Raw genomic sequence first — 20,544 nt, forward strand, 5'->3', positions numbered from 1 at the left:
GCATCGGCGCGTCCCGCCCGCGATGGCAGGCCCCGCCATCGCCGGCCCCGGCCTGGCGGTGCCGCGGCGGGCGGCCGCCCCGGCCGGGCCGAGCAGCGGCATCGCCCGGAACCGCCGTGCGCTCCTGAACACTCCTCACAAGGACCAGTGCACGTGACCGAATGGTTCACCGAGAACGGGCTGCTGCTCGGCCTCGCCGTCCTGGACGGCCTCGCCTATGCCGGGCTGGTCTTCCTGGTGGCGGTGGGGCTGAACCTGGTGTTCGGCGTGCTGCGCATCGTCAATGTCGCGCATGGCAGCCTCTTCGCCATCGGCGCCTATGCCGCCGCCTCGCTCGGCCTGTTCTTCGCCGCGCGCGGCCTGCCGGCCTGGGCCGGCTATGCCGCGCTGCTGCTGGCCGCGGCGCTGGTCGGCCTCATCCTCGGCCCGCCGATCGAGCGGCTGGTGCTGCGGCGGATCTACGGCCATGAGGAATCGCTGCAGCTCCTCGTCACCTTCGCCCTCTTCATGATCCTCGAGGATGTGCAGAAGCTGATTTGGGGCGTGCAGCCGGTCTCCAATGACGGGCCGATGAAGCTGCTCGGCACGGTGGACGTGCCTTTCGGCGAGGATGTGATCCCCTTCACCGCCTACCAGCTCTTCGTCCTGCCAGGCCTCGCCCTGCTCACCCTGCTGGCGCTGGCCTGGTTCCTGCGGCGGACCCTGACCGGGCGGGTCATCCTCGCCGTCACCACGGACAAGGAGGCGGCGATGGCCATGGGCATCGACGCCACCCGCGTCACCCTGCTGACCTTCACCTTCGGCGCGGCGCTGGCGGCGCTCGGCGGCGCGCTCGCCTCCCCCACCACCGCCCTGGTGCCGGGGGTGGGGGCGCAGACCATCGTGCTCTCCTTCGCCGTGGTGGCGACCGCCGGCCTCGGCCAGATCGAGGGGGCGGCGGTCAGCGCCCTGCTGATCGGCCTCGGCCGCAGCGCCGCCGTCTATTTCGCCCCGGAATTCGAGGTGGTGGTGCCCTATATCATCATGGTGGCGGTGCTGCTGGTGCGGCCCCAGGGCCTGTTCGGCGTGCCGGAGACGCGGCGGGTATGAGCGGGCAGGCTTCTCGCACCGGCGCCGGCCGCCTCGCCCCGCCCGGCAGCCGGCACCGGCTGGAGCTGGCGCTGGCCATCGGCGGCGCCCTCGCCCTCATCCTCGTCGCCTGGGCGGTCCCCTGGCTGCGCTTCATCCTCACCATCGCCCTCGCCAAGGGCATCGCCGTGCTCGGCATATTGCTGCTGCTGCGGGCGGGGCAGGTCAGCTTCGGCCATGCCATGTTCCTGGCGACCGGCGCCTACACCGTCGCCTTCCTGGCGCCGAGCGTGCCCGAGGTGCTGATCCTGGTGCCGCTCGGCGGCGCCATCGCACTCGGGCTTGGCCTGGTCGTCGGCCTCTTCGTCGTGCGCTACCGCGACATCTTCTTCGGCATGCTGAACCTCGCCCTCTCCATGGTGCTCTATTCGCTGCTGGAGAAGCTCTACGCCCTGACCAAGGGCACGGACGGCATCCGCGTCGCCCGCCTGACCTTCGCGGGCACGGAGCCGCCGCGCGAGACCCAGGAATGGCTGATGTTCGGCCTCGCCCTCGGCCTGGCCCTGGTCTTCGGCCTGCTGGTCCGGGCCTATCTCGCCTCGCCCATGGGCCAGGCGCTGAAGGGCATCAAGACGCGGGAGACGCGGCTGGAATTCATGGGCGTGCCGGCGCGGCACGTGCTGCTCTTCGCCTATGGCTTCTCCGCCCTGATGGGCGGCGTCGGCGGGACGCTGGTGGCGATGACCAGCCGTCACGTCACCCCGCTGCTGGCCTACTGGACCTCCTCGGGCGAGCTGGTCTTCATCGCCATCCTCGGCGGCGCCGGCTCGGCGCTGGGCCCCTTCCTCGGCGCCACCGCCTTCGAGCTGGTGCGGGTCTATGCCGCCGCGGCCGTTGCCGATGCTTGGCAGATGATCCTCGGCGCGGTGCTGCTAGCCGTCATCCTCTTCGCCCCGGGTGGGGTCTGGGGCATCCTCTCCGCCCGGCTGAAGGGGCGCGCGGCATGAGGGCCCCCGAGATGGCGCCGCTGCTCTCCGCCCGCGGCCTCCGCCTCGCCTTCGGCGGGGTGAAGGCGGCCGACGGCATCGACCTCGACGTGCTGCCGGGCGAGTTCCTGGCGATCATCGGCCCGAATGGCGCGGGCAAGACCACCTTCATCAACATGACCACGGGCTATCTGAAGCCTCAGGGCGGCAGCATCGCCTATCAGGGCCAGTCCATCCTCGGGCTGAAGCCGCGCGCCATCGTCCGCCGCGGCATCGGCCGCAGCTTCCAGCTGCCGCAGCTCTTCACCGAGCATACGGTGCTGGAGAATGCCACCCTGGCCATCGCCGCCCGCGCCGGCCTCTGGTCCCCCTGGCGCCGGCTGCTGCGGCCCGAGTGGCAGGAGGAGGCGGAGGCGCTGCTGGAGCGCTTCGGCCTGCTCGGCGTCGCCCATGCCCGGGCGGATGCGCTGAACGAGGGCGCCCGCAAGCTGGCCGACATCGCCATGGCGGCGGCGCTGGAGCCTCGCCTGCTGCTGATGGACGAGCCGACCAGCGGCGTCGCCGCGGCGGAGAAGATGAAGGTGGTGGAGACGCTGGTCCGGGTGCTGCGGGAGACTGGCGTCACCGCGGTCTTCGTCGAGCACGACATGGATGTGGTGGCGCGCTTCGCCGACCGGGTCGCGGTCTGGTCCCAGGGCCGCATCGCCGCGCTCGGCCCGCCGGCGGAGGTGCTGGCGGATCCGCGGGTGCGGCGCGAGGTGATCGGGATCGAGACGCATGCTTGAGCTGCACGGAGTTTCGGTGGAGATCGCCGGGGTGCCGGTGCTGCGCCGCGTCCATCTGATGGTGCCGCCGGGCGGCCGGGTGGCGCTGATCGGCCGCAACGGCGCCGGCAAGACCACCACGCTGCGCGCCATGATGGGGCTGCTGCCGCTCCGGGAGGGGCGCATCGTCATCGACGGACGGGATGCCACGGGCGTTCCGGCGCATCACCGCCCGCGCCTCGGCATCGGCTATGCGCCGGAGGAGAGGCGGCTCTTCGGCCGCTTCTCGGTGCGGGAGAACATGACCCTGCCGGCCGAGGTGCTGAAGCTGCCAGGGCCGGAGGTGGCGCGGCGGCTGGACTCCGTCTTCGCCCTGCTGCCGGAGCTGAAGGACCTCGCCGGGCGGCGCGCCGCGGGGCTTTCGGGCGGGCAGGGGAAGATGGTGGCGCTTGGCCGGGCGCTGATGGTCGGCACCCGCGCCGTGCTGCTGGACGAGCCCTTCCAGGGCCTCGCCCCGGCGCTGGCGCTGCGCTACGCCGACACGCTGAGCCGGCTGCACCAGGCGCTGCCGGATGTCGCCATCCTCATCACCGAGAGCAATCCGGAGCTGCTGCGGCCCCTGGTGGAGCGCAGCTTCACTATCGAGCGCGGGGAGATCCTGCCGGCCTGACGGCACCCCATATATGCCGCATGGGCACAGCCCCGCTCCGCATGGCACTGCTGGCCGGCCTGGTGCTGGCGCTGCCCGGCTGCGGGACGCCGCGGGGGGCGGGCCCGGGGCCGGATTATGCCACCCTGGCGCCGCATGAATGGGATCACGGCCCGGCCTGGGCTCCGGGCGCCACGGCCTGGGCGCCGTCGCCTTATGCCTATGCCTGGGCCGGCCCCGGCTATTTCGCCCCCGATCCCTGGTACTGGGGGCCGAGCTACCGCTTCGGCGTGCGGCGCGATTTCTGGTGGCGCCGGCATGGTTGGGCAGGGCCGCACCATCACCATTTCCACCGGCACCGGCGGTAGCGGCCCGGGAGGCCGCCGCGGCCGGGCCTTCGGCCCTTGGCGGCGGATCCGCCATGGCCGACCGCCCTCGCGGTTGCGCCCCTTTCCCCCTTCCCCTATACGGCCCGCTTCCTGCGGCCGGTCGGTATCGGCGGCACCAGATCGCATGAGCACGCCATGAAGCCCGACATCCACCCGGACTACCACGAGATCACCATCACCATGACCGATGGCACGACCTTCAAGACCCGGTCCTGCTACGGCCAGCCTGGCGACACGATCCGCCTCGACATCGACCCGAAATCCCACCCGGCCTGGACCGGCGTGCAGCGGGTGCTCGACACTGGCGGGCAGGTGGCGAAGTTCAACAAGAAGTTCGCGGGCCTCGGCATCCGCAAGAAGTAGTCGCCGCCCCCGCACGCGATTCCGCGGCGCCGCCCCCCTTGACCCGGGAGCGGCGCTTTCTAATTCCATGGCTGTCAGGGACGCCCGATCGGGGTTCCTGGCGCGGTTGCCGCCGCCGCGTGGTGCCCTGTTGGGGCCATGCGGGCCGGACCGCCGGATCAACCGAACCTTGCTTCCGATGAGGAGGTTCCTCGGCCATGAATGCTTTCGATTTCTCTCCCCTGTTCCGCACCGCCATCGGCTTCGACCGGCTGGCCCGCGTGCTGGAAACAGCGCGCACCGCGCCCGACGCCAATGGCTACCCCCCGTACAATATCGAGAAGACCGGTGAGGACAGCTACGTCCTGACCATGGCCGTCGCCGGCTTCGGCGAGCAGGACCTCGAGATCGTCGCGCGGGACAACGTCCTGACCATCACCGGCCGCGCGCCGCAGCCGGAGGAGGGCCGCTCCTTCCTCTATCGCGGCATCGCCGGCCGCGCCTTCGAGCGGCGCTTCGTGCTCGCCGACCACATCGTGGTGGAGGGCGCCAGCCTGGAGAACGGCCTGCTGCGCCTCGGCCTGAAGCGCGTGGTGCCGGAGGCGCTGAAGCCCCGCCGGATCGAGGTGCAGACCCGCCAGCCGCAGCCGCAGCTCGCCGACAACAGCGAGGCGCCGCAGGCCGAGGCGGCCTGAGCCGCGAGGGAAGGGGCCCCGGTCACGACGGGGCCCTGGCCGGCCGGCGGGGGAGACCCCGCCGGCCTTTTTTGCGTGCGCATCTGGCCCTTGATGCATTTGCCTGGATCTGCCGCCACCCGTTGCCCTGCCGTGGCTTTGCCGTGGAGGGCTGTGCGAAACCTCCGGCCCTTAGTGACTCCGGGGCCCCCACGAAGCCGCGCAGCGGCTTCGTGGGGATATGGATTACCCCTCCGGCCGGCGGAACAGCGCGTCCGCGGCGCCGCGCTGCGCCTGCCGCGCCTCGATCGCCGCCTCCACCCGCGCGATCTCCGCCCGCAGCCGGGCGATGTAGTGGCGCATCTCCTCCACCCCCCAGGCGTCCAGTGCCGCGGGCGTGAAGCCTTGCGGCGGCTTCGGGCGTTCCTCCTCGATCATGGCCATCCCTCCCTCCCGGTCCGGGGCATGCGGGCCATTGCGGGCTTTGACCCGCCACGGCGCCGCCTCTATATGCCACGCCAAAGCCGCGACGGGGGTGGCCCGCCAGTCCCGCCGCCCGGAAGGTTCATCCCATGACCCAGCCCCTGATGCCGAAGGCCACCGCGGTGTGGCTCATCGAGAAGACGTCCCTGACCTTCGAGCAGGTCGCGGACTTCGTCGGCATGCATCCGCTCGAGGTGCAGGCCATCGCCGATGGCGAGGTGGCGCAGGGCATCATCGGCTACGACCCGGTGCTGAACGGCCAGGTGACACGGGAGGAGATCGCCCGCTGCGAGGCCGATCCGAATGCCCGGCTGCAGCTTGCTCCTTCCGCCCTGCCGGTGCCGAAATCCCGCGGCAAGGGCGCGAAATACACCCCCGTCTCCAAGCGCAACGACCGGCCGGACGCCATCGCCTGGATCCTGCGGCACCACCCGCAGCTCACCGATGCGGCGATCGGCAAGCTGCTCGGCACCACCAAGGAAACCATCGCCAAGGTGCGCGACCGGACGCATTGGAACAGCGCCAACATCAAGCCGCGGGATCCGGTGATCCTTGGCCTCTGCACCCAATCGGACCTGAACGCCGCCCTGGCCGCGGCCGGGGACCGGCCGCCCGGCGCGCCGCTGCCGCCCCCCTATCCCGACCCGGCGGAAGAGACCGCGGCATAATCCCCCGCCGGCCCGCGGTACCGCCTGGCGCGGGCCCCGGGGCGGGGGCGGCCGCCGCCCGCGGCAGAACGATGACCGGCGCGGGCCCGGGCGGGGCGCCCCCCCGCCGCCGGGGCCGGGATCAGCCCTTGCGCAGCCGCTCCATCTCCTCCTTCAGCCGCAGCTTCTCCAGCTTCAACCGGGTCAGCACTGCATCGTCGGGCCGGGGGCGCGCATCCTCCTCGTCGATCTGGCGCTCCAGCGCGGCGTGCCGCTCCTCCAGCGAACGGAGCCTCGGGGCTTCAGGCATGCAGCGTTCTCCCTTCACTTGGGCGTTGGGCGCGGATCCAGGCAGCCGGCGACGGCGCACTGTTGCGTCCGCGCCCTCGCATGGTAATGGCGCCCCCAGCCGGATTGTATCCTTTCCTTCAGCGCCCGAGCCCCCCGCCCGATGCTCGACGACCGTGAATCCCTGCTGCGCCGATTGCACGAGATGCGGAGCGAGCACCGTGACCTGGACACCGTGATCGCCCGGCTGGAGGGCGACCGCAGCGACCAGCTCCAGGTCCAGCGGCTGAAGAAGCGCAAGCTGAAGCTGAAGGACGAGATCGCCTGGCTGGAAAGCCGGTTGCTGCCGGACATCATCGCATGAGCATCGACACCCCGGAGCCGGGCCCGCTGGTCGGCATCATCATGGGCAGCCGCTCCGACTGGGAGACGATGCGCCACGCCGCCGAGACGCTGGAGAAGCTCGGCGTGCCGCATGAGACGAAGGTGGTCTCCGCCCACCGCACCCCGGACCGGCTCGTGGAATACGCCAGATCCGCCCGCGGCCGCGGGCTGCAGGTCATCATCGCCGGCGCCGGCGGCGCCGCCCACCTGCCCGGCATGGCGGCGGCGATGACGCCGCTGCCGGTGCTCGGCGTGCCGGTGGAAAGCCATGCGCTGAAGGGCATGGACAGCCTGCTCTCCATCGTCCAGATGCCGGGCGGCGTGCCGGTGGGCACGCTGGCCATCGGCCGGGCCGGCGCCATCAATGCCGGGCTGCTGGCGGCTTCCATCCTGGCCCTCGCGGATCCCGCCCTGGCCCGCCGGCTGGACGAGTGGCGGGCGGCGCAGACTGCCGGCGTGCCGGAGACGCCGGCATGACCCCGCTGCCGCCGGGGGCGACCATCGGCATCCTGGGCGGTGGGCAGCTCGGGCGCATGTCGGCGCTGGCCGCGGCCCGGCTCGGCTATCGCTGCCATGTCTATGCGCCGGAGCCGGACGGGCCGGGCATGCAGGTGGCCGCCGCCCATACCGTCGCGCCTTATGAGGATGCGGCGGCGCTGGCCCGCTTCGCCGCCGCCGTGGATGTGGTGACCTTCGAGTTCGAGAACGTCCCGGCCGCGACGCTCGCGGCCCTGGCGCCGCTGGCCCCCTGCCGCCCGGGGGTGGAGGTGCTGCGGGTCTGCCAGGACCGGCTGGCGGAGAAGGCCTTCCTCGAACGCGCCGGCGTCCCGGTCGCCGCCTGGCGCGGCATCGAGTCGGAGGCGGCGCTCCTGGCGGCGCTCGCCGAGATCGGCCTGCCCGCGGTGCTGAAGACCACGCGGCTCGGCTATGACGGTCGCGGCCAGGCGCTGCTGCGGAGCGAGGCGGAGGCGCGGGACGCCTTCGCCCGGCTGGCGCCGCACCCGCTGATCCTCGAGGCCTTCGTGCCCTTCGTCGCGGAGCTCTCCGCCGTGGTGGCGCGCGGCGAGGATGGCCGGACCGCGGTCTATGACGCGGTGGAGAACCGGCATCGCCGGCATATCCTCGATCTCAGCTTCGCCCCGGCCCGGGTGCCGCAGGATGTCGGTGCGCGGGCGCGGGCGCATGCGGTTTCGGTTGCCGAGTCGCTCGGCCTCGTCGGGGTGCTGGCGCTGGAGCTGTTCCTGCTGCCGGACGGCACGCTGCTGGGCAATGAGATCGCGCCGCGGCCGCATAATTCCGGCCATTGGACGATGGATGCCTGCGCCGCCAGCCAATTCGAGCAGCATGTGCGCGCGGTGGCCGGCCTGCCCCTGGCAAGCCCGGCCCGGCATCACGACGCCGTGATGAAAAATTTGGTCGGGCCGGAGGGGATGACGCTCTGGCCCCGGCTTCTGGCCATGCCGGGGGTGGTGCCGCATCTCTACGGCAAGGGAGAGGCCCGGCCGGGCCGCAAGCTGGGGCATGCCAATCGGCTGTTTCCGAGGGATTCCCTGGCGCAATTGCCGGAAGCGAGTCTCCTGGACGGCCTGTGACGTATTTGCCATGACACCCTGTGGCAGCAACGCCACATCGGTGCGGAATCACCTCGACCCAGGCTGTCAACAACAGGCCGCGATGTTAGGTTGTGTCCGGACGCAGCCCTGCGACCGCGCTGAGAGATGGCGCCGGCACGGACGCTGATCGCGTCGATGAATGCGAGGAGATTGCGAGGATGAACCTCAAACAGGCCCTTCTGGCCGCGACGGTGCTGGCGCTGCCGCTGGCGGCGCAGGCCCAGCCCGTCTCGGGCCTCTATGTCGGCGCCGGCGCCGGCCTCAACCTCCATCAGGAGAGCACCGGGAACGCCAACGGCGTCTCCGGCAAGACCAAGTACGAGAATGACGGCCTCGGCGGCCTCGGCCTCGCCTCCATCGGCTGGGGCTTCGGCAACGGCCTGCGCGCCGAGGTCGAGGGCAATTTCCGCCAGAACGGGATCGAGCGCACCACTGGCCCGGGCGGCGCCCGGGTCGCCTCCGGCGGCTACCTCAACAACTACGGCGTGATGGTGAACGCCTTCTACGACTTCCAGCTCGGTGGCCCGATCAGCCCCTATCTCGGCGTGGGCGTCGGCTATGGCTGGGTCGAGGCGAAGAACATCCGCATCGCCGGTACCACGGTGCACGACACCGACAGCCAGTTCGCCTATCAGGGCATCGCCGGCGCGGCCTACAGCCTCGGCGCCTATGTCCCGGGCCTGTACCTGACCGGTGAGTACCGCTTCTACGGCACGCTGGATCCGGAGTTCCGCACCGCCGGCGTCACCGTGAAGGGCACGAACTACAACCACTCCGTGCTGCTCGGCGTTCGCTACGCCTTCAACGCGCCGCGCCCGGCTCCGGTCGTCGCCGCGCCGCCGGTCGCGCCGGCCCCGACCGTGGCCCGCACCTATCTGGTGTTCTTCGACTGGGATCGGGCGGACCTGACCGACCGCGCCCGGCAGATCATCGGCGAGGCGGCGGCCGCGGCGCCGCAGGTGCAGACCACGCGCATCGAGGTGGCCGGTCACGCCGACCGCTCCGGCACGCCGCAGTACAACCAGCGCCTGTCGCAGCGCCGCGCCGATGCGGTGGCGGCCGAGCTGGTGCGCCGTGGCATTGCCCGCAACCTGATCTCCGTCACGGCCTATGGCGAGAGCCGCCCGCTGGTCCCGACGGCCGACGGCGTGCGCGAGCCGCAGAACCGCCGCGTCGAGATCGTTCTGCGCTAAGCGCAACACGACCCTCGGGGTTTCGGAAAGGGGCGCCGCAAGGCGCCCCTTTTTTATGCCTGCACGGTGGCGGGGGAGGTGGGGCCGCGGGACAGGCCGGCGGCCGATGCCGGGCGGCGGTGCCCGATCCGGCCAGTGGTTCGATCGGGTGCCGCACACTTTTTCTTGAGGCCGGCCCCGGCGGTCCCGCCCCCGGCCCGGTGAGCACGGGTGAATGTTCCGCGGCAGCGCTGTGGCAGGGGCGAGTTGCATGAAAGCATATGCAGCCAGCCCTGCCTGACCACGGCCCCAACGCAGCGGCAGGGATTGTATCCGGCGTCCGGACACCGCCGCGGCGACGCCCCGGCGGTCACTGCAAAGTATTGAAATAAAGACGTTTTATGTCCGCGCGGCGGCGCGCAGGATGGCACCCGCGGGGCATTGCCCCGCCCGGGGCGGGCGAAGGGAGCAGCCCGGCCCTCGCCCCGGGCCCGCTGCGCGCGTCACCCCCGTCATCCGGCCTGTGGCTTGGCTGCCACAGTCTGCGGCTTCGGTTTCAGGTCAGTGAACCACAGCCGCCGCAGGCGTTGGAGGCTCGGCGCCTTGCGCAGCGGCATCGGTTCCCGCCGCAGCCGGCGCCGGCAGTATGGAGAACATTTGGCATGAGTCTCAAACGGGCCCTTCTGGCGACGACGCTGCTCGCCGCCCCGACGCTCGCCAGCGCCCAGCCGGTGAGCGGCCTCTATATCGGCGTCGGTGCCGGTGGGAACTGGATCAACAACCCGTCCAAGTTCGACATCTCCGGTAACACGGTCACCGGCAATTTCGGCCTGCCCGAGAATGTCCGCGTCGACAATGTCGGCAAGGCGAATTTCGAGTTCGGCTGGGGCGGGGTCGTCAGCATCGGCTGGGGCTTCGGCAACGGCTTCCGCGCCGAGCTGGAAGGCAATTTCCGCGAGAACGAGGTGGACAGCATCCGCGGCTTCGGCCTGGCCCCGGTGGGCCGGACCGGCGGCTTCCAGCGCACCTACGGCGCGATGGTCAACGTCTTCTATGATTTCGACCTCGCCAATTTCGGCCTCGGCCAGAGCATCTTCCAGCCCTATGTCGGTATCGGCGCCGGCTATGCCTGGACGGACTGGCAGAACCTGCGCGGCCAGAGCGCCAACGGCCTCGTCATCCATTCCAACGACGATGACGGGCAGTTCGCCTACCAGGCCATCGTCGGCGTCGCCACGCCGCTCACCTGGGTGGGCGTCCGCGGCCTGACGCTGACGGCGGAGTACCGCTTCTTCGGCACGCTGCAGCCCGAGCTGTTCACCACCGTCAGCACCCCGGCCGGGGCCATCGTCCGGGCCGGGCGGATCGAGGCGGACAACTACAACCACTCCGTCATGCTCGGCCTGCGCTACGCGCTGTTCCAGCCGCCGCCGCCGCCGCCGCCCGTCGTCGCCCAGCCGGTCGCCCCGGCGCCGGCGCCGGCGCGCACCTATCTGGTGTTCTTCGACTGGGATCGCGCCGACCTCACCAGCCGCGCGCGGGAGATCATCGGCGAGGCGGCGACCAACTCCCGCCGCGTCCAGACCACGCGGATCGAGGTGGCCGGCCATGCCGACCGTTCCGGCACGCCGCAGTACAACCAGCGCCTGTCGCAGCGCCGCGCCGATGCGGTGGCGAACGAGCTGGTGGCCCGCGGCATCGGCCGCAACGAGATCAGCGTGACGGCCTTCGGCGAAAGCCGCCCGCTGGTGCCGACGGCGGACGGGGTGCGGGAGCCGCAGAACCGCCGCGTCGAGTTCGTGCTGCGGTAGTGTCCTGCCCGCTCCGTTCGCCGGGCTTCCGGCGAACGGAGCGGATCAGCAGGTCACCGGCTTGCCGAAACCCTTCCCGCGGGCTTGGCGCCGCGGGAAGGGTTTCGGCAGAATTGGAAGGGGGCGCCTCGCGGCGCCCCCTTTTCACGTCCGGCCGCTGCCGTCAGATCACATGGAACAGGTAGAGCAGGATGATGATCGGGATCGGCAGGCCCAGCAGCCACAGCAGGATACCACGCATGGACACACTCCGTTGCAATGACCTGCCGCCGGAACGCTGGCATGCCCGGCGCGGTTTCCTCGCCCTGCCGCTGCTGCTCGTGGCCTGCGCCGCGGATCCGGTGGGCGACTACCTGTACGGCTTCGGCGATCCGGTGCGCGGCGCCGCGCTTTACGCACCGCAGAACCTGGGCGACACCAGCCGCTGGCAGGGCCAGCCGGCCCGCGCGGCGCTGGCGGTGGAGCAGCTCGAATTCCTGGCGAATGAGGTTGCGACCAACCCGATCTACGCGCCGGAGATCGACCCGCTGGTGCAGGTTCAGCTCGATGCCGCGCGGACGGAGATGCGCGGGTTCCTCGGCATCGCCTCCGGCACGGCGCCGCAGCTCGTCATCGCCGCCATGCGCCGCGTCCATGATGCGCTGCGCGGCGGCCGCCGCGCCGCGGCGGAGGCGGCGTTGAGCAGCCCGGCCTTCGCCGCCGGGCCGCTGGTGACGCTGCAACGCCTGGCGGCGCTGCCGCGCCTGCCCCGCACAGCGGAAGCGGCCAACGCGGTCTATGCCGAGTTCCGCCGGCTGGAGAACCGCCGGCGGTAACGCTCGGGCGGCGGCTCAGGCGAATTCGATGAGCTGCCGCACCACATGCCCGCCCTTCAGCCGGGCGAAGCCCTCATTGATCTCGGCCAGCGTCAGCTTGCTGCTGATCAGGTGATCCAGCTTCAGCCGCCCCTGCTGCCAGAGGGTGAGCAGGCGCGGCATGTCCGTGCGGAAATGGTTGGAGCCCATGGAGGAGCCCTGGATCTTCCGCTCCCGCAGGAAGTCGAAGCCGTGCAGCTCGATCTTCTGGCCGAAGGGCACCATGCCGATGATGGTGGCGGTGCCGCCGGCGCGCAGCATGGCGAAGCTCTGCTCGGCGGTCTTCTTCAGCCCTAGCGCCTCGAAGCTGTATTCCACGCCGCCCTGGGTCAGGTCCCGCACCGCCTGCACCGGGTCGTCATTGCCCACCAGGATGGTGTCGGTCGCGCCCAGCTCGCGCGCCAGCTCCAGCTTCTCCGCCAGGGTGTCGAGCGCGATGATGCGGGAGGCGCCGGCCAGCGCCGCGCCGTTGATGGCGGAAAGCCCGACGCCGCCGCAGCCGATGACCGCGACGGTGGAACCCGCCGGCACCCGCGCCGTGTTGATGACGGCGCCGACGCCGGTGATGACGCCGCAGCCGACCAGCGTCGCGCGGTCCAGCGGGATCTCCCTGTCGATCTTCACCAGCGCGTTCTCGTGCACCAGCATCTGTTCGGCAAAGGCGGAAAGGTTGAGGAATTGGTGCATGACCTCGCCCCCCTTCCAGGAGAGGCGGCGGGACATGCCGGGCGTCATCTTCACCTCGGTGTTCTCGCACAGCACGGTGCGGCCGGAGGTGCATTGCTGGCAGGCGCCGCAGAAGACCGAGAGGCAGCCGATCACATGGTCGCCAGGCTGCAGATAGGTGACGTCGCTGCCCACTGCCTCGACCACGCCCGCCACCTCATGGCCGGGCACCAGCGGCATGGGATGGGGGTAGAGACCCTCGATGAAATGCAGGTCGGAATGGCAGAGCCCGGCATAGGCGGTGCGCACCAGCACCTCCCGCGCCTTCGGCTTCTGCAGCGTCACCTCCTCGATGGTCAGAGGCTGGTTGGCTTCGTGCAGCACGGCGGCCTTCATGGCGGTCTCTCCCTCTTGGTTCGGGAAAGCTTACCACCTAGCATCCGCGCGACGAGAGGAATGAGGGGAACGCCATGGCCGAGGAGCTGCTGCAGGAGCGCTTCGATGGGGTGCTGCTGCTGACCATGAACCGGCCGGAGGTGCTGAACGCCCTCGGCATGGACATGATGTGGCAGATGGTGCAGGCGCTGCAGGCGGCGGCGACCGATCCCGAGATCGGCTGCGTGGTGCTGACCGGGGCGGGGCGCGGCTTTTCCGCCGGCGGCGACATGAAGGCCCGGGCCAGCGGGCTCAGGCCGCCGCCCGCCACGCCCGAGGCCGGGGCGGATGAGCTGCTGGGCCGCATGGAATGCAGCCGGCTGCTGCATGAGATGCCGAAGCCGACCATCGCGATGTGGAACGGCGTGGCGGCCGGGGCGGGGATGTCGCTCGCGCTCGCCTGCGACATGCGCATCGCCGGCGAGAGCGCGCGGATGACCACTGCCTTCGCCAATATGGGCTTCTCCGGCGATTTCGGCGGGCATTACTTCCTCGCCCGGCTGGTCGGCCCGGCCAAGGCGCGGGAGCTGTATTTCACCTGCGCCAAGCTCGGTTCCGCCGAGCTGGAGAAGCTCGGCCTGGTGAACCGGCTGGTGCCCGACGACCGGCTGCGGGAGGAGACGCTGGCGCTGGCCCGGCAGCTCGGCCAGGGCCCGCGCGTCGCCTGGCGCTACATGAAGCGCAACATGAAGGTGGCGGAGGAAGGCACCCTGGCCGAGGCGCTGCAGGCCGAGGCCTTCGGCATGATGCGCTGCCGCGAGACCGAGGACCACAAGGAGGCGCTGCGGGCCTTCGTCGAGAAGCGCCCGCCGGTGTTCAAGGGGCGCTGACCTCACGCCGCGGCGTAGCGGCGCAGCACCTCCGGGTCCGGCTCGCAGCCGAGGCCCGGGCCTTCCGGCAGGGCGAAGCTGCCCTGCCGCGGCTGGATGGCGGCGGCGAAGGGGCTGGCGGCCAGGTCGTAATACATGTGCTCCACCAGGCTTTCGCCCTCCAGCGCCGCCACCATGTGCAGCGTGGCGAGGAAGCCGGCGCCGAAATAGGGGCAGTGGGGCATCACCCCGATGCCGCGCGCCTCGGCCGCCCGCGCCACCCGCATCCAGGCGCCGATGCCGCCGATCTTGGTGACGCTGGGCTGGATGGTGTCCACCGCGCCGCGCTCCATCATGGCGATGCATTCCTCCGGGCTCGCGGCATTCTCCCCGGCGGCGATGGCGATGCCGGCCTTGGCCCGCACCTCCGCCAGCCCATCGCGGTCCTCCGGCGGCCAGACCGGCTCCTCCAGCCAGAGCAGCTTCTGCCCCCGCACCTGCTCGGCCACCGCCAGGGCCTGGTCCACCGTCCAGGGGCAGTTGGTGTCCATCATCAGCGCCACCGCCGGCCCCACCGCGGCGCGGGCGGCGGCGACCTGCGCGGCACCGATCTCGTGCAATTTCACCGAGCCATAGCCGCGCCCGGCCGCCTCCGCCGCGTAGCGGGCGACGGTCGCCGGGTCGCCATAGCGCGGCAGGCTGGCATAGGCGGGCAGGCTGCGGCGCCGCGCGCCGCCCAGCAGCTCGGCGATCGGCTTGCCGGCGCGCTTGCCGGCAATGTCCCACAGCGCGATCTCCAGCCCCGAGAGCGCGTAGAGCATGGCGCCGCTGCGGCCGAAGAGATGCAGGATCCGCTGCAATTCCAGCGAGAGCCCGGCAATGTCGCCCTCCTCCCGCCCCACCGCCAGCGGCGCGACCACCTCCCGCAGCGCGGCATGGGCCGGCTGCCAGGCGAGGTGGCTGAAGGTCTCGCCCCACCCCACCACCCCGTCGGCGGTCTCGACGCGCACCAGGATCATCCGCGCCTCGTCCAGGAGGCGGCCGGCGAAATTGGGACGGGAACTGCCGGGCAGCAGGGGCAGGGCGAGCGGCAGGGCGGTGACCGACTTGATCGTCATCGGGGCAGGATCCTTTCACTCGGGCCGGATGCCGGCGCTGCGCACCAGCGCCTCCCATTTCGGCAATTGCTGCGCGGTCCAGCCGGCGAATTCCTCCGGCGTGCTGGCGACGATCTCGAAGCCGAGCTCGAGCAGCCGCTGCTCCAGCTCGGGCTCCCGCAGCGCCTGCAGCATGGCGGCGTTGATCTGCTGCACCACGGCGGGCGGGGTGCGGGCGGGGGCGATCAGCCCGTTGATGGTCACGACATCCACCTCGGGGAATCCCGCCTCGGCGAAGCTCGGCACCTCCGGCATCCGGCGGCCGCGCCGCGGGCCGGTGATGGCGACGGGCCGGACGCGGCCGGACTCCGCCATCACCTTCGCCTGGGCCTCGCCGGAGAAGATCATGCTGACATCGCCCGAGGCGATCGCCGCCTGCGCCTCCCCGCCGCCGCGATAGGGGACGTGCAGGATCTCGATGCCGGCAGCCATGCGGAATTGCTCGCCGGCGATGCGCACCGCGGTCCCGGCCCCGGCCGAGCCGAAGGAGAGTTGCCCCGGCCGCGCCTTGGCCAGCGCTACCAGCTCGCCCAGGTTACGGGCCGGCACCGAGGGGTGCAGCAGCAGCACCTGCGCCGCGCTGGCCACCAGCCCTACCGGCGCCGCGTCGCGCTGCGCGTCATAGGGCAGGCTGGCATACATGGCCGGGTTCACCACGAAGGCGAGGTCGATCATCGCCAGGGTCAACCCGTCCGGCGCCGCGCGCAGCGCCGCTTCGGTGCCGACGATGCTGTTGCCGCCGGCGCGGTTCTCCACCACGACATTCAGGTCGAGCAGCCGGCTCAGCCGCGGCGCCAGGAAGCGGGAGAGGGCATCCGTCGCGCCGCCCGGCGAATAGGGCACGATGATCCGCATCGTCCGCCCGCCGCCCAGGGCCTGCGCCCTGAGCCCGCGCGGCAGCAGCAACCCCGCCGCCGCCGCGGCCAGTATGCGTCGCTGCATGCGCTTCCTCCCCGGGTCTGTCGCCCGGGGAGGAGCTTACGCGTCACGGAAGGCCGGGCAAGGGGCGCCCGCCGGCATGTCCTCCTGGCGCGCAGCCGGCACGCCAGCCTGCGCGTGACAGCCGGCCCGGAACGTCGGGACGTTCCGGGCCGTGCATCAGAAGCGCAGCGGCGCCGCCTGCACCACCAGGGGCAGCGTCCGCACTTCCGCCAGCACCGGCTCCGGCATCGGCCCATCCAGCGCGACGAGGCAGATGGCATCGCCCCCCGGCGCGGCGCGGCCGAGGTGGAAGGTGGCGATGTTGATGCCGGCATTCGCCAGCACCATGCCGAAGCGGCCGATGAAGCCCGGCTTGTCCTGGTTCGTCACATAGAGCATGTCCGGCGCGAAATCCGCCTCCACCGGAATGCCCTTGATCTCCACCAGGCGCGGCTTGGCGTCGCCCACCAGCGTGCCGGCGACGCTCCGCTCCTGCCGGTCCGTCACCACGGTGATGCGGAGCAGGGAGGCATAGTCGCCGCGCCGCTCATGCACCGTCTCGGCCACGGCGATGCCGCGTTCCTTCGCCATCACCGGGGCATTCACCATGTTGACCGCGCCCAGCATCGGCCCCAGCACGCCGGCGAGCGCCGCGGCGGTCAGCGGCCGCCGGTTCAGCTCCGCCACCGCGCCCTCATACTCCACGCGGATCGCCTTCAGCGAGCTGTCCTGCGCCAGGGTGAGCTGCCCGGCCATGCCGCCCAGCAGCCGCGCGAGTTCCATATAGGGCTTGAGGCGCGGCGCCTCCTCGGCGGTGACGCTCGGCATGTTGATGGCGTTGGAGACGGCGCCGGTCAGCAGGTAGTCGGCCATCTGGTCGGCCACCTGCAGGGCGACGTTCTCCTGCGCCTCGGCCGTCGCGGCGCCGAGATGCGGGGTGCAGACCACATTCTCCAGCGTGAAGAGGGGGCTCTCCGTCGCCGGCTCCACCTCGAACACGTCGAGTGCCGCGCCGGCCAGGTGGCCCGACTTCAGCGCGTCGTAGAGCGCCGCCTCATCCACCAGCCCGCCGCGGGCGCAGTTGATCAGCCGCGCGCCCTTCTTCAGCTTCGCCAGGTTCTCCCGGCTCAGGATGTTGCGCGTCTGCTCGGTCAGCGGCGCGTGCAGGGTGACGAAATCCGCCCGCTCCAGCAGCGCGGGCAGCTCCACCTTCTCCACCCCCAGCTCCAGCGCGCGGGAGTCGGAGAGGAAGGGGTCGAAGGCCACCACCTTCATGTGCAGCCCGACCGCCCGGTTGGCGACGATGGAGCCGATATTGCCGCAGCCGATCAGGCCGAGCGTCTTGCCGAACAGCTCGACGCCCATGAAGCGGTTCTTTTCCCACTTCCCCGCCTTGGTGCTGGCGCTCGCCTCCGGGATCTGCCGGGCGAGCGCGAACATCATCGCGATGGCGTGCTCGGCGGTGGTGATGGCGTTGCCATAGGGCGTGTTCATCACCACCACGCCACGGGCGGTGGCGCTGGTGACATCCACATTGTCCACGCCGATGCCGGCGCGGCCCACCACCTTCAACCGCGGCGCCGCCTCCAGCAGCTCCCGCGTCACCTTGGTGGCGCTGCGGACGGCGAGGCCGTCGAACTCGCCGATGATGGCGCGGAGCTCGGCCGGGGCCAGCCCCGGCTTGAACTCCACCTCGATCCCGCGCCGCTGGAAGATCTCGATCGCGGCGGGGGAGAGCTTGTCGGAGATGAGGACGCGCGGCATCAGGCGGCCGCCTTGCCATGCGCGGCCGCGACCTGGGCGAAACCCCAATCGAGCCAGGGCAGCAGCGCCTCGAGGTCCCGGGTCTCCACCGTGGCGCCGCCCCAGAGGCGGAGGCCCGGCGGTGCGTCGCGATAGGCGCCGGCATCCAGCGCCACGCCTTCCTTCTCCAGCAGTGTGGCAAGCTGCTTCGCCACCGCCGCCTGGGCGTCCGCGTCCAGGGCCTGGAACCAGGGCGCCACGATCTTCAGGCAGATGGAGGTGCAGGAGCGGGTCTCCGGCACCTCCGCCAGGAAATCGACCCAGGGGGTCTTCGCCACCCAGGCGGCGACGGCGGCGAGATTGGCCTCGGAGCGCGTGACCAGCGCCGGCAGCCCGCCGATGCCCTCGGCCCAGCGGAGGCCATCCAGCGCATCCTCGACGCATAGCATGGAGGGGGTGTTGATCGTTTCCCCCTTGAAGATGCCCTCGATCAGCTTGCCGCCCTTGGTCAGGCGGAAGATCTTCGGCAGCGGCCGGTCGGGCGTGTAGCTCTCCAGCCGGGCGACGGCGCGGGGGGAGAGCGCCAGCATGCCATGTGCCGCCTCGCCGCCCAGCACCTTCTGCCAGGACCAGGTGACGACATCGAGCTTGTCCCAGGGCAGCTCCATGGCGAAGGCCGCGCTGGTCGCGTCACAGATCGCGAGGCCGGCGCGGTTCGCCGGAATGGCCTCGCCATTCGGGATGCGCACGCCGCTGGTGGTGCCGTTCCAGACGAAGACCACGTCGCGCGACCAGTCGGCGGCGGCGAGGTCCGGCAGCTGGCCATAGGGCGCGGCGATCACCTTGGCATCCGGCAGCTTGAGCTGCTTGGTGATGTCCGTCGCCCATTCCTTGGAGAAGCTTTCCCAGGCGAGGATATCGACGCCCCGCTCGCCGAGCAGGGACCAGAGCGCCATCTCCACCGCGCCGGTATCGGAGGCGGGAACGATGCCGAGGCGCCAGTCTTCCGGCATGCGGAGGATGGATTTGGAGCGCTCGATCACCTCGGCGAGGCGCGCCTTGGGCTCCTTGGCCCGGTGGCTGCGGCCGAGCAGCGCGCCCGAGAGGGCTTCCAGCGTCCAGCCCGGACGCTTGGCGCAGGGACCCGAGGAAAAGCAGGGGTTGGCCGGACGCAGCTCCGGCTTCGTGGCGATTGCCATGCGATGCTCCCTTCCAGAAGCGAATGCGCCCCGGTGGGGGGGCGTGGCCCGGGGAAGGAGCTAGGCCAGCCTATCACGGGAATCAAGCGCGATGAGTCGGGCGGAAGGACATGCCGGCCGTGCGGATGCCGACTGATACCCGGCTCGGAGAGTCTTGACTCTCCCAACCGGGTATCGCGCGCAGGGTTGGTGTGGCGGCGGCGCGCCGGAATCAGGGACATATCGGCCGCGCGCCCGTGGACCGACATCGGTCAGCATTTCGCGCGGCCGGTATGGTGCCGGCGCTCAGGCACGCAGCCGCAACGCCGACCCGGCGCGGAACGTCGGGACCCGCCGCGTCTTCTCTCAGGCCAGCAGCGAGAGCAGAGGGCTGGAGGCGGTGCCGGCGCTGGTATCTGCCCGCGCCATGACATAGCGCTGGGCGAGGAGCTGGACCTTCCGGCTGTCCTGCAGATCGGCCAGCTTCAGCCGGCTGGTGATGGCGCGCGCCTGCGCCTCCACCGACTGCACCGCAATGGCATCCGGCAGGCCGAGCGCCCCGGTCACCACCCGCCGCAGCACCGAGTTGCCCAGGATGTTGTAGATGTTGCTCTCCGCCCCGGCATTCTCGATGAAGTAGAGGGCATCCGAGAGGCCGGGGTTCTGCTCGTCCAGCCCGGCCTTGTACTGGTATTCCAGGAAGCCGTCCTTCAGCTTCTGGATGGTGGCGGGGTCCTTCAGCCCGTCGAGGCCCTTGGCCTTCAGGTCCAGGGTCTGGGCCGCGGCCTTGAAGCGGCCGTCCAGGCTGGCGAGCAGCCCCTTGGTGTCCTTCGGGTCGGCGGTCAGGGCCTTCTGCACCAGCCCGGGATAGGCGAGCTGGTCCGAGAGGCCGAGCGCCGGCAGCAGCACCTTGAGGATGCGCGGGTCCTTCAGCGCGGCGTTGACGTCCTTCGCCTTGGCCAGGGCGGTGTCGAACTGCTTCAGCGCGGTGATGGTGACGGGGTCCTTCTGCTCCGCCGCGATCCCCTTGGCCTCGGCCGTGTCGGTCTGGGCCCGCTTCAGGGCGAGCAGGGCGGAGGTGGCATCCCCGCTGGCGGTGCTGCTGGCGCTGCCGCCGAACAGGGCGCTGGCCAGGATCGCGCTCAGCTGCATGGCGGCAAATGACGGCGCGGCACGGCGCGCGGGCAGGGCTGGGGTTTTGCCGAGGGCATCCTGGCAGGCCTCGCATCCACGACGGATGGCGCAGCCTGCCCGTGAAAGATGAAGGAAGGCTGAAGCAGGCGGCGCCGCCCGCGGGCGCAAGCGGGCGGCGCCATGCCGGTCCCGGGGCGCCGCGGCGCCCCGGGCCGTGCCTATTCCTTGCTGCGGCTGCGGGAACCGGTGCCGCGGCCCTTGCTGCCGCTGCTGCTGCCGCCGCGCGTGCTGCCGCGCTTGGCCGTCGTGCCGCTTGTCCGCTTCGCCGCGGCGGTGCTGCGCTTGGCGGTCGCGCCGGTGGCGCGCTTGGCCGCCGT

At 71.4% G+C, this 20,544-nt stretch carries 24 protein-coding genes; 16 read left to right on the forward strand and 8 right to left on the reverse strand.

Features of this window, described 5'->3' with window-relative positions:
• Nucleotides 1-153 precede the first annotated feature (153 nt).
• From NJ376_RS25840 to NJ376_RS25870, 7 genes are all read left to right on the forward strand, one after another.
• Nucleotides 154-1,089: a branched-chain amino acid ABC transporter permease gene (locus NJ376_RS25840; RefSeq protein ID WP_252956246.1), complete on the forward strand. Its 936-nt coding sequence runs from the start codon at nucleotides 154-156 to the stop codon at nucleotides 1,087-1,089.
• Nucleotides 1,086-2,075: a branched-chain amino acid ABC transporter permease gene (locus NJ376_RS25845; RefSeq protein WP_252956247.1), complete on the forward strand. Its 990-nt coding sequence runs from the start codon at nucleotides 1,086-1,088 to the stop codon at nucleotides 2,073-2,075. The genes NJ376_RS25840 and NJ376_RS25845 overlap by 4 nt, the downstream gene beginning before the upstream one ends.
• Nucleotides 2,072-2,839 (forward strand): ABC transporter ATP-binding protein, encoded by a 768-nt coding sequence (locus NJ376_RS25850; RefSeq protein ID WP_252956248.1) that lies wholly within the window; start codon nucleotides 2,072-2,074, stop codon nucleotides 2,837-2,839. Before NJ376_RS25845 ends, NJ376_RS25850 begins: the two co-directional genes overlap by 4 nt.
• Nucleotides 2,832-3,488, forward strand: a complete 657-nt coding sequence (locus NJ376_RS25855; RefSeq protein ID WP_252956249.1) for an ABC transporter ATP-binding protein — start codon at nucleotides 2,832-2,834, stop codon at nucleotides 3,486-3,488. The genes NJ376_RS25850 and NJ376_RS25855 overlap by 8 nt, the downstream gene beginning before the upstream one ends.
• A 20-nt stretch (nucleotides 3,489-3,508) precedes the next feature.
• Nucleotides 3,509-3,835, forward strand: a complete 327-nt coding sequence (locus tag NJ376_RS25860; protein WP_252956250.1) for a hypothetical protein — start codon at nucleotides 3,509-3,511, stop codon at nucleotides 3,833-3,835.
• Nucleotides 3,836-3,991: 156 nt separating this feature from the next.
• Nucleotides 3,992-4,219 (forward strand): 50S ribosomal protein L31, encoded by a 228-nt coding sequence (rpmE, locus tag NJ376_RS25865; RefSeq protein WP_252956251.1) that lies wholly within the window; start codon nucleotides 3,992-3,994, stop codon nucleotides 4,217-4,219.
• Between the two features lie 197 nt (nucleotides 4,220-4,416).
• Complete coding sequence (locus tag NJ376_RS25870) at nucleotides 4,417-4,893, forward strand: Hsp20 family protein (RefSeq protein WP_252956252.1); 477 nt, start codon at nucleotides 4,417-4,419, stop codon at nucleotides 4,891-4,893.
• 225 nt (nucleotides 4,894-5,118) lie between these two features.
• Here the strand turns inward: NJ376_RS25870 and NJ376_RS25875 are convergent, their stop codons facing one another.
• Nucleotides 5,119-5,316: a DUF1192 domain-containing protein gene (locus NJ376_RS25875; protein WP_252956253.1), complete on the reverse strand. Its 198-nt coding sequence runs from the start codon at nucleotides 5,314-5,316 to the stop codon at nucleotides 5,119-5,121.
• A 128-nt stretch (nucleotides 5,317-5,444) separates the two neighbouring features.
• Here NJ376_RS25875 and NJ376_RS25880 point away from each other — a divergent pair, with 128 nt between their 5' ends.
• A complete protein-coding gene (locus tag NJ376_RS25880) occupies nucleotides 5,445-6,023 on the forward strand; it encodes a DUF1013 domain-containing protein (RefSeq protein WP_252956254.1) in 579 nt (192 codons plus the stop codon).
• 121 nt (nucleotides 6,024-6,144) lie between these two features.
• Here the strand turns inward: NJ376_RS25880 and NJ376_RS25885 are convergent, their stop codons facing one another.
• Complete coding sequence (locus NJ376_RS25885; protein WP_252956255.1) at nucleotides 6,145-6,312, reverse strand: YdcH family protein; 168 nt, start codon at nucleotides 6,310-6,312, stop codon at nucleotides 6,145-6,147.
• 141 nt (nucleotides 6,313-6,453) lie between these two features.
• On the opposite strand from NJ376_RS25885, the gene NJ376_RS25890 reads away from it, so the two are divergent.
• The 6 genes from NJ376_RS25890 to NJ376_RS25915 all read left to right on the forward strand — a co-directional run bounded on the left by NJ376_RS25890 (nucleotide 6,454) and on the right by NJ376_RS25915 (nucleotide 12,085).
• Nucleotides 6,454-6,654: a YdcH family protein gene (locus NJ376_RS25890; RefSeq protein WP_252956256.1), complete on the forward strand. Its 201-nt coding sequence runs from the start codon at nucleotides 6,454-6,456 to the stop codon at nucleotides 6,652-6,654.
• Nucleotides 6,651-7,151: a 5-(carboxyamino)imidazole ribonucleotide mutase gene (gene purE / locus NJ376_RS25895; RefSeq protein ID WP_252956257.1), complete on the forward strand. Its 501-nt coding sequence runs from the start codon at nucleotides 6,651-6,653 to the stop codon at nucleotides 7,149-7,151. Before NJ376_RS25890 ends, purE begins: the two co-directional genes overlap by 4 nt.
• Nucleotides 7,148-8,266, forward strand: coding sequence for a 5-(carboxyamino)imidazole ribonucleotide synthase (locus NJ376_RS25900; RefSeq protein ID WP_252956258.1), 1,119 nt, complete (start codon nucleotides 7,148-7,150; stop codon nucleotides 8,264-8,266). The genes purE and NJ376_RS25900 overlap by 4 nt, the downstream gene beginning before the upstream one ends.
• 179 nt (nucleotides 8,267-8,445) lie before the next feature.
• On the forward strand, nucleotides 8,446-9,480 hold the full coding sequence (locus NJ376_RS25905; protein WP_252956259.1) for an OmpA family protein: 1,035 nt from the start codon (nucleotides 8,446-8,448) through the stop codon (nucleotides 9,478-9,480).
• Nucleotides 9,481-10,121: 641 nt separating this feature from the next.
• A complete protein-coding gene (locus NJ376_RS25910) occupies nucleotides 10,122-11,270 on the forward strand; it encodes an OmpA family protein (protein WP_252956260.1) in 1,149 nt (382 codons plus the stop codon).
• A 239-nt stretch (nucleotides 11,271-11,509) separates the two neighbouring features.
• Nucleotides 11,510-12,085: a hypothetical protein gene (locus tag NJ376_RS25915; protein WP_252956261.1), complete on the forward strand. Its 576-nt coding sequence runs from the start codon at nucleotides 11,510-11,512 to the stop codon at nucleotides 12,083-12,085.
• Nucleotides 12,086-12,100: 15 nt separating this feature from the next.
• Here NJ376_RS25915 and NJ376_RS25920 read toward each other — a convergent pair whose 3' ends face one another.
• Complete coding sequence (locus tag NJ376_RS25920) at nucleotides 12,101-13,186, reverse strand: Zn-dependent alcohol dehydrogenase (RefSeq protein WP_252956262.1); 1,086 nt, start codon at nucleotides 13,184-13,186, stop codon at nucleotides 12,101-12,103.
• Between the two features lie 74 nt (nucleotides 13,187-13,260).
• On the opposite strand from NJ376_RS25920, the gene NJ376_RS25925 reads away from it, so the two are divergent.
• Nucleotides 13,261-14,055 (forward strand): enoyl-CoA hydratase, encoded by a 795-nt coding sequence (locus NJ376_RS25925; protein WP_252956263.1) that lies wholly within the window; start codon nucleotides 13,261-13,263, stop codon nucleotides 14,053-14,055.
• A 2-nt stretch (nucleotides 14,056-14,057) separates the two neighbouring features.
• Here NJ376_RS25925 and NJ376_RS25930 read toward each other — a convergent pair whose 3' ends face one another.
• The 5 genes from NJ376_RS25930 to NJ376_RS25950 all read right to left on the reverse strand — a co-directional run bounded on the left by NJ376_RS25930 (nucleotide 14,058) and on the right by NJ376_RS25950 (nucleotide 20,185).
• Nucleotides 14,058-15,152 (reverse strand): mandelate racemase/muconate lactonizing enzyme family protein, encoded by a 1,095-nt coding sequence (locus NJ376_RS25930; protein ID WP_252956264.1) that lies wholly within the window; start codon nucleotides 15,150-15,152, stop codon nucleotides 14,058-14,060.
• 15 nt (nucleotides 15,153-15,167) lie between these two features.
• Nucleotides 15,168-16,133, reverse strand: a complete 966-nt coding sequence (locus NJ376_RS25935) for a tripartite tricarboxylate transporter substrate binding protein (RefSeq protein ID WP_252956265.1) — start codon at nucleotides 16,131-16,133, stop codon at nucleotides 15,168-15,170.
• Nucleotides 16,134-16,289: 156 nt separating this feature from the next.
• Complete coding sequence (serA, locus tag NJ376_RS25940; RefSeq protein WP_252956266.1) at nucleotides 16,290-17,876, reverse strand: phosphoglycerate dehydrogenase; 1,587 nt, start codon at nucleotides 17,874-17,876, stop codon at nucleotides 16,290-16,292.
• Nucleotides 17,876-19,054, reverse strand: a complete 1,179-nt coding sequence (locus NJ376_RS25945; RefSeq protein ID WP_252956267.1) for a phosphoserine transaminase — start codon at nucleotides 19,052-19,054, stop codon at nucleotides 17,876-17,878. The genes serA and NJ376_RS25945 overlap by 1 nt, the downstream gene beginning before the upstream one ends.
• A 345-nt stretch (nucleotides 19,055-19,399) precedes the next feature.
• Nucleotides 19,400-20,185 (reverse strand): DUF1217 domain-containing protein, encoded by a 786-nt coding sequence (locus NJ376_RS25950; RefSeq protein WP_252956268.1) that lies wholly within the window; start codon nucleotides 20,183-20,185, stop codon nucleotides 19,400-19,402.
• 162 nt (nucleotides 20,186-20,347) lie between these two features.
• Between NJ376_RS25950 and NJ376_RS25955 the strand changes: the two genes are divergently transcribed.
• Nucleotides 20,348-20,544, forward strand: a 197-nt coding sequence (locus NJ376_RS25955; protein WP_252956269.1) for a hypothetical protein, incomplete at its 3' end; no start/stop codon positions are given.

The organism is Siccirubricoccus soli (genome assembly GCF_024178315.1).
Taxonomy (GTDB): domain Bacteria; phylum Pseudomonadota; class Alphaproteobacteria; order Acetobacterales; family Acetobacteraceae; genus Siccirubricoccus; species Siccirubricoccus soli.

Bases quoted from the DNA above. Each gene is read 5' to 3' on its own strand.
- NJ376_RS25845 (WP_252956247.1), top strand. From the start codon at position 1,086: ATGAGCGGGCAGGCTTCTCGCACCGGCGCCGGCCGCCTCGCCCCGCCC.
- NJ376_RS25850 (WP_252956248.1), top strand. From the start codon at position 2,072: ATGAGGGCCCCCGAGATGGCGCCGCTGCTCTCCGCCCGCGGCCTCCGC.
- NJ376_RS25855 (WP_252956249.1), top strand. From the start codon at position 2,832: ATGCTTGAGCTGCACGGAGTTTCGGTGGAGATCGCCGGGGTGCCGGTG.
- NJ376_RS25860 (WP_252956250.1), top strand. From the start codon at position 3,509: ATGGGCACAGCCCCGCTCCGCATGGCACTGCTGGCCGGCCTGGTGCTG.
- rpmE (WP_252956251.1), top strand. From the start codon at position 3,992: ATGAAGCCCGACATCCACCCGGACTACCACGAGATCACCATCACCATG.
- NJ376_RS25870 (WP_252956252.1), top strand. From the start codon at position 4,417: ATGAATGCTTTCGATTTCTCTCCCCTGTTCCGCACCGCCATCGGCTTC.
- NJ376_RS25875 (WP_252956253.1), bottom strand. From the start codon at position 5,316: ATGGCCATGATCGAGGAGGAACGCCCGAAGCCGCCGCAAGGCTTCACG.
- NJ376_RS25880 (WP_252956254.1), top strand. From the start codon at position 5,445: ATGACCCAGCCCCTGATGCCGAAGGCCACCGCGGTGTGGCTCATCGAG.
- NJ376_RS25885 (WP_252956255.1), bottom strand. From the start codon at position 6,312: ATGCCTGAAGCCCCGAGGCTCCGTTCGCTGGAGGAGCGGCACGCCGCG.
- NJ376_RS25890 (WP_252956256.1), top strand. From the start codon at position 6,454: ATGCTCGACGACCGTGAATCCCTGCTGCGCCGATTGCACGAGATGCGG.
- purE (WP_252956257.1), top strand. From the start codon at position 6,651: ATGAGCATCGACACCCCGGAGCCGGGCCCGCTGGTCGGCATCATCATG.
- NJ376_RS25900 (WP_252956258.1), top strand. From the start codon at position 7,148: ATGACCCCGCTGCCGCCGGGGGCGACCATCGGCATCCTGGGCGGTGGG.
- NJ376_RS25905 (WP_252956259.1), top strand. From the start codon at position 8,446: ATGAACCTCAAACAGGCCCTTCTGGCCGCGACGGTGCTGGCGCTGCCG.
- NJ376_RS25910 (WP_252956260.1), top strand. From the start codon at position 10,122: ATGAGTCTCAAACGGGCCCTTCTGGCGACGACGCTGCTCGCCGCCCCG.
- NJ376_RS25915 (WP_252956261.1), top strand. From the start codon at position 11,510: ATGGACACACTCCGTTGCAATGACCTGCCGCCGGAACGCTGGCATGCC.
- NJ376_RS25920 (WP_252956262.1), bottom strand. From the start codon at position 13,186: ATGAAGGCCGCCGTGCTGCACGAAGCCAACCAGCCTCTGACCATCGAG.
- NJ376_RS25925 (WP_252956263.1), top strand. From the start codon at position 13,261: ATGGCCGAGGAGCTGCTGCAGGAGCGCTTCGATGGGGTGCTGCTGCTG.
- NJ376_RS25930 (WP_252956264.1), bottom strand. From the start codon at position 15,152: ATGACGATCAAGTCGGTCACCGCCCTGCCGCTCGCCCTGCCCCTGCTG.
- NJ376_RS25935 (WP_252956265.1), bottom strand. From the start codon at position 16,133: ATGCAGCGACGCATACTGGCCGCGGCGGCGGCGGGGTTGCTGCTGCCG.
- serA (WP_252956266.1), bottom strand. From the start codon at position 17,876: ATGCCGCGCGTCCTCATCTCCGACAAGCTCTCCCCCGCCGCGATCGAG.
- NJ376_RS25945 (WP_252956267.1), bottom strand. From the start codon at position 19,054: ATGGCAATCGCCACGAAGCCGGAGCTGCGTCCGGCCAACCCCTGCTTT.
- NJ376_RS25950 (WP_252956268.1), bottom strand. From the start codon at position 20,185: ATGCAGCTGAGCGCGATCCTGGCCAGCGCCCTGTTCGGCGGCAGCGCC.